The sequence below is a fragment of the Methylobacter svalbardensis genome (genome assembly GCF_037671525.1).
Taxonomy (GTDB): domain Bacteria; phylum Pseudomonadota; class Gammaproteobacteria; order Methylococcales; family Methylomonadaceae; genus Methylobacter_A; species Methylobacter_A svalbardensis.
In genome coordinates, this window is the sequence record NZ_JAWPOH010000083.1 from 1 (window position 1) to 11,174 (window position 11,174).

The window sequence follows — 11,174 nt, forward strand, 5'->3', positions numbered from 1 at the left end:
CGTAGGATGAACATAAATGAGGTCGTTTTATTCGTATAATCAGTGGCTTATAGGCTAGCATTATACAGTAAAACAAGGCTTCGTTCGACAATAAGTTATTGTTTTTTAATGGGTAAATGAATTATTTTGGGATGCATTGACGTGTATTAAGAGTTGCTAAAAATTTTCGAAATTTTTTCCACTTTCTAAAATTCTTGCTCCTGAAAAACTGGGAAACTTCAGATAGGAATAATAACCGCTTTAAATTCGCTGCCTTGAGACTTATGAATGGTAATCGCATAAGCCAGATCAAGCTCCATAATATCTTCTTTCGTATAGTACACTTCTCTGTGATCCGGATAAAAAGACACCACTGCTGTCAGTTCCTCATTATCTATCGTAACGATTTTGCCAATATCCCCATTAAAGACATTAAGATCGTAATTATTACGACGGTGAATAACTCGGTCCCCTTCTCTGAATATCCTTTCCCCCACTTTCAATTGACACTTGTTTTCAGTGGCTGGGTTAGCTTTTGCTTGAATCACCTGATTGAGATTAGCAGAACCCAGACTGCCACGGGTCATTGGGGTTAAAATCTGTATTTCTGTAGCCTGTCCGTGGTATTTAGGAATCCACTCAAGATAAAGCTTAACCACGGTATCAACTGCAGATAGGCCATAATGCAGTGAAGACCACGGATGTATTTTCTTGACCACCGCTTTCAGCGCATCAACCTGAGCCTCAGTTTGTGTTAATTGCTTAATATCTACATGTTTGAATTTGTCAGGAACCACGAATTCCACTTCATAGGCAGACTTGATGGGCTCCTCTATTCTGAACTCGAAAGGAGACTGATTAGCCTTTTCTGCGACCAGGTTCTCCAATTCACTTGTTTGCCAATCAAAATGGCGTTTCACGCGAGTAATAAAACCCAGTTGCTCTTGTGTCGCCTCATCCGAATCAATAAACAAACAATCAGCTTTTTTGTGCCAGAGGTCTGGGTTTTTAAACGGCGACTCAATAGCAGGTGTTTGTCCTTTATTAATCTGATGCGCGTATTGGATGATCAAGGATGCTTGCGCCTGGCGAAAAACCTGCGTTAATCGAAAACAGGGGATCACTTCGGAAGCAATCATATCCTTAAGGACATTGCCTGCTCCAACAGCAGGCAATTGATCCGGATCGCCTATAAACAGCACCTGACTGTTAAAGGGTACCGCTTTTAATAAGGAGGCCGTTAAACTGACATCCAACATTGAGCATTCATCAACAATCAAGAAATCGGTTTTTAATTTGGACTCTTCATTCATCTGGAATTCACCGCCTTTCCATTCCAGAAGTCGATGAATGGTTTTAGCTTCTCGGCCAATAACCTCACTCATCCGCTGCGAAGCACGTCCAGTTGGCGCAGCCAGTAAAACCGTTTTATTCATGGCCTCCAGTAGTCGAACGATCACTAAGGTAGTCGTGGTTTTACCGCAGCCTGGTCCGCCAGTCAGTATTGAAAAACGATGTTGCACAACGCCTTTAACGGCATGGACCTGTTCATCGCTTAAAGTTATGTGTTTATGCTGGCAATAGGTAGAGACCCAATCGGCGATTCTCTCCGGCTCACTCGCCACAGGATCATTCATTCCCCGCAGTATGGCAGCGACAGCGGTTTCATCAAAAAAAAGTGTCTTTGAGTAATAGCCGATGATGTCCTCATGATCTTTGTTAATTAGCCGGGTACAAAGTTGACCGGCTTGTTTCATTAAGACCAGATAATCGTTTAGCTGTTCGCCCAAGTTTATTGCTATCAGATCTATGATGCCGGTATTGATCTGTGGCTCGGTCAGATAACAATGACCTTGCTCACGACTGGCTGCCAAGATATGTTTGATCGCTGCAAGCATCCTTGGTTGGCTGTTTTCCGCTAAGCCAATACTCAGCGCCACTTTATCCGCAGAGAAAAAGCCAATCCCATAAATATCATTCGCCAGCCGATAGGGATATTCTGTGACCATCGCTATCGCTTTATCGCCATATTCTTTATAAATGCGCACCGCAAACAGGGTGCTGATGCCATGGCCCTGAAGAAACATCATCACTTCTCTGATAGCGCGATGCTCAGTCCAGGCCTGCTCAATCATATCCAGTTTCTTTTGGGCTATACCAGGGACTTCCGTTAAGCGATGAATAGCATTTTCAAAGATATCCAAGGTCTCTTTCTGGAAATACTTAACAATCTTTTTTGCAGTTTGCGGACCCACTCCTTTAATGAGACCAGAGCCTAGATATTTTTCAATAGATGCCGTCGTGGCAGGCTTCCTTTCAATCGCTTCGGTGGCCTTGAATTGCCGACCGTATTTATGATCAATGGTCCAGGCGCCACGAAATTCCATGGTGGCACCGGCAAAGACTTTAGTTTGATGAACCGTGACAGTTTCTTGTTGTTGTGGCGACTGAAAGGGTTGAACACGCAGTACAGACCAGCCCGTCGTGAGATTGTGATAAGTCACCCTGCTGACAATGCCTGTAAGAACTTCAGTAATAGTGTTCATTGACGGCCGGTTAAAGCTATTTGCTCATGATAAAGGACTGCCCGGTAACTCGCTGGACAGATACCGGGAATCATTACCTGTCAGCTCTCTTAATAAAATTTTGTTATCCTTCTGGAGTTAATTCAGCAATTTAATCGCTAAATTTTCCGTGCTTGTTTTTGCCCGAGTGCAGCCTCAGAAACAACGGCTTTGCCTTCATCGCTATAGCTTATGCTCTTCATCTCTCCGGTTTCTGGCAGTTTTGCAAAATCTGCCCGATCATGGGTGATATATTGCCCTTTCCCGACTTGTTGATACACAGTCGTTTTATCTGCATACAAGATAAGGCCTGAATGTTCTTTTGTTTTATCCGCCTTGTTTGCCGTAAATATATTGTAAATTCCAGGTTTAACGCCTCTAGCCTTTTCAACCTTAACATTACGCCACTTACCTTGATCTTCTTGCTGCATTGAGCACTGGCCGTTCATTACAACTAAACGTTGTTTCATACCTAACCCTCTAAAATTGCAGTCAGCTGAACATCACGTAAGGCCGCTTCAAATTCATAGCCATCATCCTCATATTTTAACCACGCATACCCCTCTGCTGGCGGCCTACGATCCAGTATTAACCGTGCAACCCGATTATTATGCAAAACCTTTACTATCGCTTTTTTAAACTTACTCGGGGCCGCCGGGTGTCCGGCGTTTTTAGCACTGTTTTTCTCAGCTAAGCTACTCTCCCCCTCTGTGTCAGAACTATTAGAGGAAGATACGGGTTGAATGCTAGAGTGACTGGCATCCTGAGCTGGTTCAGTTTCTCCACCCGTGTATAAATCTATATCACCACCTAGCATATCTGGGGCTAGTTCACTTTCTGCCTTTTTATGGGCAAGATAAATGCGTAGATACTTCATGGAGCCGCGAGTAAACTCCTGGCTTTCATCATTGACCCAGGTATCTATTTCCTCAGGGTAATCATGATGTAACTGCACCAACTCATAGATAATGGTCACATCAGTAATGCGGTTATTACGAAAAGCCGTAGCGATCGACTTGGGCAATTTTAGCAGTGAGGAGTATTGCGTAACATACCCTGCCGTTTTGCCGATGTTCTCCGCTATTTCTTTTTTTTTCATGCCTCTTTTAAGAAATTCACCAATAGCCGTGGCAATCTCTAACGGCGTATTACCCTCACGAAGCAAATTTTCTGTGAGTTGATCTGTTCTTGTGTAATCATTATCGATATGTGCGGGTATAGTCTTTTTACCGGCCATTTTCGAGGCTCTAAATCGACGCGCACCATGATTTATGATGAATCGACCTGGTTTTTCTGGATTATTGTGCACCGAAATGGGGGTTTTTACACCTCGCCTGGTAATTGATTTTACCAGCTCGTTTAATTTTTCTTCTGAAAAGCCCGGATTATCTTCGCGTCTCGGCTGATTTGGATCTTCATCAATCAGACTGACATCTAAATCAAGCAGTTCTTTTTTGTGAGTGGTCACTGAATCGGTCGGCGTGGCAAGTCGAGAGGATGGATCGCTAAAGGCACTTACGCCAAGACTGGACGGGGGTATATCATTTATTTTGGCATTGCGCATTTATCTGCTCTCCATTTTGTTATCGCTGAAATCGGCTAAAGCCCTTGCTTTTGTGTCGGTTTTGCGGGTGCCGGGTTTCGTAACCCACACTCAACAAAATCGAATGCTAGCGGTACCAACTTAGCGGTTTTACCTACTCCATCTTTTTAGTTAGGGTTACCACGGTTTTCATTTGTTACTTCTTTGGGCTTCTTTTTCCCATTGCTTCACTATGAATGCCTGGTGTTCCGGCAAAACTGCCGTAACTTCCACGAACTTGTCTGGAATGTTGATCGCCTTTAGATGGATTTTCCAAACCCGACTCACAATCTGTGATACCGCTCCCCGCGTGATCTGCTTCGCTCTGGCGTAGTCTGATTGGGATTTTCCGTCTACTAAAACACCCTCGGCAATCTCCAGGGTGCTTTCTCCCATAGTTAAACTGCTTGTTGCTTGAATGAATTGATCTCTAGTCATTCGTTTCATTAACAACTCCATGGGGGGTTATAAACCATGACTTAATTCCAAGCTTTTGGAAAATGGAGGGAACCCGTCGTTAGAAACTAATTTAGCTAAACATTTATACCAAGTCAATCAGTTTAACGGCTAAATCTTTTCAAAATACCTTTGGTCTATACAAATAAACAAATAGTGATAGGAAAATGTACAAAACACCATGTATCGATGCCTGGAGAGTCGCGTGGATTGCAGGTGTGTTTGAATAATAAAGCGCCCTTAAAAACTGGAAAACTACATCCATTGCTACTATCCAATTAAGCAAAGGCCAAAACATGCCCAAAAACAACCATACTAGCCCAATAGTCCAGGGCATAATCCTTTTCCACCCAGAAATTTGATGTGTTTTTATAGAACCATTTTTGGTATTAACGAAATTCTCAGAATGCACGATAGGGATAGATGCGGTTCGTCCGTGCCGAGGAAACCGGTAAAGTTTCGCTGATTTCATTTTTACCGCCTATAGATTAGATGTTTTTGACAACCTGTTAGTACAATCACTTACCCGGTTTTTATTGATGATAACGTTATTTATTTACGTTTAGATAACTTTAGTTCTAATGCTCCAACCGGCATTTGTAAATCATCGGTTTGTCGACGCGATTATTTTAAATCATTTGTTGTTGGCTAAATAAACCCAAATATATTAGAAATGCCTGCGACCTCAGCTTTACTTTGTTACGATCCGCGTTCCTGGGGGCCATTGGCATCGCATCGCCTTCACTAGCGTAAATCTGTTTTATATAATTTTAATTTTTGCCGCTTAGCCCAAGGATTTTTGCTATTTGGTTTTCAGTAAAACCGTGAAAAAGAGAAGCCTTATGATTAAAGAAAGATTTAAAAACTGATTAGAATAAGATTAGCTGATTTTCGCGTAATCCTTAAACCCTTACTGTATAAGGGTTTAAAGCCATTTTAATAATTTCTCTTGTGTCTCGTATCCCGTGAAAACGGTGTCCCGTATCCCGTGAATAGTGTGTCCCGTATCCCGTGAAATCGGTGTCCCGTATCCCGTGTGTGTGCCTCGTATCCCGTGACAACCGTGTCTCGTATCCCGTGAAAATGGCGGCGCGGCATCCCATGTTTGTGTCTCGTATCCCGTGAAAGGGGTGAGCCACCTGTGTTTATTGACTTGTAAGGTAGCGCTGTTGCGATGGTGTGGGGGGTTTATTGATAATCACATTATCTCCCTTAAAATCAAAACCCATGATGAATTCTATTTTTTTGAGTTCGTTTAATGCGGCAATCAACTTCCTTTTGAAACATCTGATGTCCTTATTACTGCTGCCGCTAAACGAGCGAATTGTCTCTACCTTGATAGGATACGGTTTAGCATGCGTTGCCAAATATCCGTGCAGCCACAGCGCTAAAGGTTTTCCTCGTAATAACTGCCGGCCTTGCCAATCAATGGCCGTCCAGCCGCCCTCGTAGAAAGTGAGTATCTTTGGGTTGAAAATAACGACATAACGACCACTATCATCATCTCGCATAAACTCTAACAAACTCCCTCCATAGGTTTTCCGTTCTTGCTGGTTTGTTAATTCAACCCCGCAACCCATGAGCCGCGCAAACGAATTTTTTAACCACTCATGCTCGCTTTTCCCCGTTTTTCGGCCTAACGCCTTTAAAAAACCATACACGGAAAATTCGCAACGTGTGCCTAACGGATGGAGCCTTGCTAAATGTAAAGCCTGCTCCCAAACATCAAGGTCTGACTGGTCTAACTGAATGCCTGTAAAACGAATTTGCAGTCCTTTCTGACAAGCTAAAAGCTCACGCTGAAAAACCGCCCTGTTTTTACCTTGTACAGCGGCAAATAATGCCCCGCGTAAAACCGGGTTAGGTATCCCTCTCGCCGGCTCCGGCCATAAGGGCAGTTGATAAACTTTACCGTCTTTTATGCGGGCAGACGCCTGCCGACCTAAATTAGCGATCCGTTGTTGAAAGGCATTTTCACTTAGGCTCATGGGAGCACCGCACGGTCATTGTGAGTTGTTTGATGATGGCAAATAACACATTAATTATTCCAATAGGGATCATCAGTCATTGAATGCACCTTTTTGATAGGTCGTGAGACTCGTTACTTGCATCACTTTCAGTTATGGCAACCCTAGCTAATAATTATCGTTATAACGAGACTATCTGTTGGTGGTCAGTATCGACTATTCGCTTCATAGAGTCAATAAAATGTCAGAAAAAATCCATTCTGCAAAATAGGCAAAAAACCATTTATACTACCAGGAGCATCAACAATGAACGCCGCCAACTCCAGAGTAATGCTAAGGAAAATGTTTTATCAAAAACGACCAAAAAATTTAGCCGCTTAATTTCTCGGACAATAACTAATACATGTATAACCAAATATTTTTTACCAATATCCTCCGAATCCTTGATGAAAAGGGGATCACAAAAGAACAACTCTCAAAAATGTCGGGGGTATCTATGGGGTTCATTTGTGATTTAACCAACGGAAAAAGTAATCCGTCTTTACGGATTATGGAGCAAATAGCCAATGCGCTGGATACCTCTTTACCCGCGCTTCTTGAAGAAACCGACATGGACAGACAATCATTAGAGGCCTTAACGGAGGGTCAACTCAGAGGCGTAGCAGAGGGCTATGAGCGCGTGTCTTTAATACTACCGACTCATCAAGCATTCATCGCTAAACAATGGGCAAAGGAGACCAAGGAGCACCTAAAGAAAAATGAGCAGAAAAAACTATAACAATAACTCTGCATAACACAAGCGCTATAAACTAAAACGAAAGCTCAACACTATCAATCGATTATAGATTTAATTGTTACTTTAGGTGATTGATAATTAAGTAATAATATCTGCCTGAATACCCTATAAAATCGTCAACTTTATTGACTTACCTCCCCTGCCCTGAGCTCCTAGAGAAATCACGCCTCTAATCCACTGCATTAATTTGCTAGCTGTTCGCAGGTATCCAGAATACTGGCTAATCGACCTTCTGATTTACCGACACCCAAAACCGCATCGAAAACACACCAATTAATCAGCTTAATTAGGCGGCGTTAAGCTTAAATTTATAGGATTATGCAAACAACTGGGATTACATTACAGCGCGATTAAAAGTAACCTGACCCCTTTCTTACCTTTCATATACCCTAGCAAAAAATTCAACGAAATCCCGAAAATTGCTTTACCATCAACCTAAAACGCTTAGACTACTTACACTATTGATAAAATAAAAACAGCACCAACTATGAACAGGCCAACATTAATCGCACTAGCCACCGGATGGGGGCCTAAACACGGCGGCATCAATAGCTTCAATTATGACTTTTTACGCGGCTTCGGCGGCGCATTCGGAAAGTATGTGCATATTTTCTGTGTAGTCCCAGCTGCCGAAGCAAAAGACTTCAAAGAAGCTAAAGATTCACTGGTAAAACTTATTCCCTTCGAGCAACCACCCACGAGCGAAAAGCTTGAACAGAGTCACGCCGCTGAAATTATCAGCTTGCTTGAAGCGGAAAACATCGACTACAACCAAGCCGTATGGCTGGGTCATGACTTATTTACTGGCGCTGCCGCCGTAGCAGGCGCACAGCAAACAAACTCCCGGTCGGCAGTTATTCACCACATGTCTTATGCCGCCTATGAATCTTATAAAAGTGGTTCAGCCGTAAAAGCGCAAGCCAAAACAAAAGTACAAAAAACGATATTTCAAGCGGCAAACGTCCGTCTTGTTGTAGGACCACTATTACGCGATGCGTTGGATGACTGGTTTGGTTCTGGTTCAACGCAGATGTTGATTCCCGGCTTGCCAAACATCGATCCAAAACCAATATCCAATAAATTGACTGCCGTACTGTTTGGACGCTTAAATCCAGAAACAGACCGCATTAAACAAACCAAGCTGGGGGTTGCCGCCATTGCCCAAGCCTATAAACAAGCAGTAAACGACTCTGGCGCGCCTGCCATGCTTCGCGATACTCGTCCGCGCATCAAATTATTCGGTGTAGCTGAAGATGGTGAAAGCGAACTTCGCCTATTCGCAGAGCAACAAGCGGGTGCCGTGCTGGAGCTTCATCCTTTGCCCTATTCAGAAAACCGCCAGGAAATTTTTGACGAATTAAGCAGCGCCAGCATAGCCCTCATGCCGTCCTGGCACGAAGGTTTTGGCTTAGTCGGCTGGGAAGCTATTGCTGCAGGTGTACCGCTGATTTTGGGAAAAGAAAGCGGTCTTATGCAATTATTGCAAGATACATTGCATGGAGCGGCTAAGGGATGCGTCAAAACCGTTAACGTCGGTGGCAGCGAAATTGATCCTTATTATCAGTCTGAAGATTTACAAGCAATGACCAATGCGGTTAGAGAAATTGCCGCAAACCCTAAACATGCCAAAGACAGTGCCTTATGGCTACGCGAGTATCTGTTGGCAATGTTTACTCCAAAACAATGCGCCGAAACCTTCCTCAAAGCCCTTGGCTGGGAAAATCTGGTCACAGCACCCAACCTCGAAGTACCTCAAACGCTCCCATTGCCAGCAGCAACAGCCCCTGAAACCGACGATGATTTTATCACCATCCCCACACCCGGCTGGAAACTTGGTTTGGGCTACGCAGAAAGCCAATTGCTACTTGCCGAAGAAGCCTGTGTCGCTTTTCATCCTGCGCGAGAAGCAACGGTTGCCAAGCTCATGGCGTGGTCGAACGACGAAAAAGGATTTCCTATTGCAGTGCAGCTCCATATCGGCGCTGGCGGCATCGGCAAAACCCGCTTGCTACTGGAAACCTGCCAACGCCTAAATGAAACCGGGCAATGGCAGGCCGGTTTTCTCAACGCCAATGCCGATTCCGCTGAGATTAAACGCCGCATTGCTGAGTTTTTATCGAAAAATAACGCCTTGTTTATTGCCATCGATTACGCCGAAACCCGCCGTTTCCAACTGATTGCCGTGCTGGAAACGGCGCAAAAATACAGTTCCTGTCGAGTGCGCGTGGCTTTAATCGCCCGCTCTAGCGGTGACTGGTTTGAGCGCTTAGCGACCGATTACCCAAGCTGCGCGAATATTTTTGCAGGCACCGCCTGCTCAGGCCCTTACCCTTTGCCCGCTTTACATCAAGATCTGGCTGATCGAGAACAAGCTTATACCGTTGCGCTGGCAGCCTATGCACAGCGCCTGGGATTTTCAGACTTTAATCGCCAGTCTATCCTTACTCCCAACTTAGCAGCCGAGCATTTTGCCAATCCTTTGTACCTGCAAATGGCAGCCCTCTTAGCATTACACGGAGAACAAGCCGACACTGCGAACGGTCTTACCGATGCATTGTTACGGCACGAAGACCGCTATTGGCAACGGTTGGCGCACCAGTTAAACCTTAGCGAAGGCGAACGCGCCACCAGTCATTTACTGACCCTCACCACGCTCTGCGGCGAACTTTGTACCGAAAATGAAGCTTGGAAAGCTTATGAACAAAGCGGCGGTAGCCTGTTGACTAAGTCCGATTGCAATCGGCTGTTTCGCGCCCTGTGTCCGCTTTATCCCGGTCGTCAAGGCTTGCAACCGCTACGCCCCGATTTGTTAGGCGAAGCTCTGGTCGCCCGCAGTCTTAACACCTCCACCGATAGCGGCGAAGCACAACTCAGCTTTGCTTTGGGTAAAACCGCTAGCGATCTTCGCCGCTGTCATGCGCTCACCGTACTCAACCGCGCAGCCAGCCGCCGCCCGGAATTGCAAAGCCAACTGACCGAATGTTTGCGCCAGCACTTTGCTAGCTCGATAACGGCAATTGTTAAAGTCGGACAGGAATCCGGCGAGCCTTTGGCAGAGGCGGCTTGTAGTGCTTTTGAACAACTAAAACCAGCTGTCAGGCAACAAGTTGTTGGCGTGTTATTGCCCGTCTTACCTGAAAAATCTGTTTATCTGGCTAAACTGGCACTGCATGTAACGCAAGCGAAAGCGGAGTCTGCAGGAATACAAATGGAAAAACATCCTCAGGATTTAAGTAAAATCAAGGCTTACGCTGATGCCTTGATCAATTTGGCAATTCGGACGACTAACATGGGGCAAGATGAGTTGGCTCTTCCCTATGCTCAAAAAGCTCACGCGCTGTTTCGTTCACTGAATGCCAATCAGCCCAAACAATACGCAAAAGATTACGCTCGTTCCTTGGTTTCTTTAAGGAATCGCTTACGAGCTATGGGACGTTATGAAGAAACAGAGGAGTTCACACGACAAGCCTTAAACATTTATCAAAATTTTGTGATAAAAGATTCTGATACCGATGATTTAAACTATGCAGCTATTCTTAACAATGTAGGGCTTGATTATTCCGATCTTGGTCGCCATGAAGAAGCCTTTAAGTATGGGCAAGAGGCTTTGGAGATATACCTCCGTTTAGCCATTAAGAAACCTGAGCTTTACGAGTCGGATTACGCAATTGCGCTAAAAAACTCATCTATGCATTTCGGTAGTCTAGTACTCAGTCATTCTTGTAATGTCGGATAAAGTTTCTTCAACTTTACCCGAGCGTCCTCATTAGTAAAGCGCCATTCCATAGGTCGAACAATAGCATTTCTTTTTTCTTGCCATGCTGCGATTT

The 11,174-nt window shown here is 44.5% G+C and carries 8 protein-coding genes; 2 read left to right on the plus strand and 6 right to left on the minus strand.

Annotated elements, in window-relative coordinates:
* Positions 1-218: 218 nt before the first annotated feature.
* The 6 genes from recD2 to trfA all read right to left on the minus strand — a co-directional run bounded on the left by recD2 (position 219) and on the right by trfA (position 6,569).
* The gene (recD2, locus tag RW114_RS18250; protein ID WP_340124184.1) at positions 219-2,525 is read right to left on the minus strand and encodes an SF1B family DNA helicase RecD2; all 2,307 of its coding nucleotides are present in this window, start codon (positions 2,523-2,525) and stop codon (positions 219-221) included.
* Positions 2,526-2,662: 137 nt separating this feature from the next.
* Positions 2,663-3,013 (minus strand): KfrB domain-containing protein, encoded by a 351-nt coding sequence (locus RW114_RS18255; protein ID WP_340124185.1) that lies wholly within the window; start codon positions 3,011-3,013, stop codon positions 2,663-2,665.
* A 2-nt stretch (positions 3,014-3,015) separates the two neighbouring features.
* Entirely contained in the window at positions 3,016-4,107 is a 1,092-nt protein-coding gene (locus RW114_RS18260) for a ParB/RepB/Spo0J family partition protein (protein WP_340124186.1), read from the minus strand.
* Positions 4,108-4,275: 168 nt separating this feature from the next.
* The gene (locus RW114_RS18265) at positions 4,276-4,572 is read right to left on the minus strand and encodes a TrfB-related DNA-binding protein (RefSeq protein ID WP_340124187.1); all 297 of its coding nucleotides are present in this window, start codon (positions 4,570-4,572) and stop codon (positions 4,276-4,278) included.
* Positions 4,573-4,702: 130 nt separating this feature from the next.
* The gene (gene kleE, locus RW114_RS21065; RefSeq protein WP_422614841.1) at positions 4,703-5,053 is read right to left on the minus strand and encodes a KleE stable inheritance protein; all 351 of its coding nucleotides are present in this window, start codon (positions 5,051-5,053) and stop codon (positions 4,703-4,705) included.
* A gap of 673 nt (positions 5,054-5,726) precedes the next feature.
* Positions 5,727-6,569: a plasmid replication initiator TrfA gene (gene trfA, locus RW114_RS18270; protein WP_340124188.1), complete on the minus strand. Its 843-nt coding sequence runs from the start codon at positions 6,567-6,569 to the stop codon at positions 5,727-5,729.
* A gap of 382 nt (positions 6,570-6,951) precedes the next feature.
* Between trfA and RW114_RS18275 the strand changes: the two genes are divergently transcribed.
* Positions 6,952-7,326, plus strand: coding sequence for a helix-turn-helix domain-containing protein (locus RW114_RS18275; protein ID WP_340124189.1), 375 nt, complete (start codon positions 6,952-6,954; stop codon positions 7,324-7,326).
* A gap of 505 nt (positions 7,327-7,831) precedes the next feature.
* Positions 7,832-11,080 (plus strand): tetratricopeptide repeat protein, encoded by a 3,249-nt coding sequence (locus RW114_RS18280; protein ID WP_340124190.1) that lies wholly within the window; start codon positions 7,832-7,834, stop codon positions 11,078-11,080.
* Positions 11,081-11,174 lie beyond the last annotated feature (94 nt).

Coding starts and splice junctions, on each gene's coding strand:
- recD2 (WP_340124184.1), bottom strand. CDS start 2,525: ATGAACACTATTACTGAAGTTCTTACAGGCATTGTCAGCAGGGTGACT.
- RW114_RS18255 (WP_340124185.1), bottom strand. CDS start 3,013: ATGAAACAACGTTTAGTTGTAATGAACGGCCAGTGCTCAATGCAGCAA.
- RW114_RS18260 (WP_340124186.1), bottom strand. CDS start 4,107: ATGCGCAATGCCAAAATAAATGATATACCCCCGTCCAGTCTTGGCGTA.
- RW114_RS18265 (WP_340124187.1), bottom strand. CDS start 4,572: ATGAAACGAATGACTAGAGATCAATTCATTCAAGCAACAAGCAGTTTA.
- kleE (WP_422614841.1), bottom strand. CDS start 5,053: ATGAAATCAGCGAAACTTTACCGGTTTCCTCGGCACGGACGAACCGCA.
- trfA (WP_340124188.1), bottom strand. CDS start 6,569: ATGAGCCTAAGTGAAAATGCCTTTCAACAACGGATCGCTAATTTAGGT.
- RW114_RS18275 (WP_340124189.1), top strand. CDS start 6,952: ATGTATAACCAAATATTTTTTACCAATATCCTCCGAATCCTTGATGAA.
- RW114_RS18280 (WP_340124190.1), top strand. CDS start 7,832: ATGAACAGGCCAACATTAATCGCACTAGCCACCGGATGGGGGCCTAAA.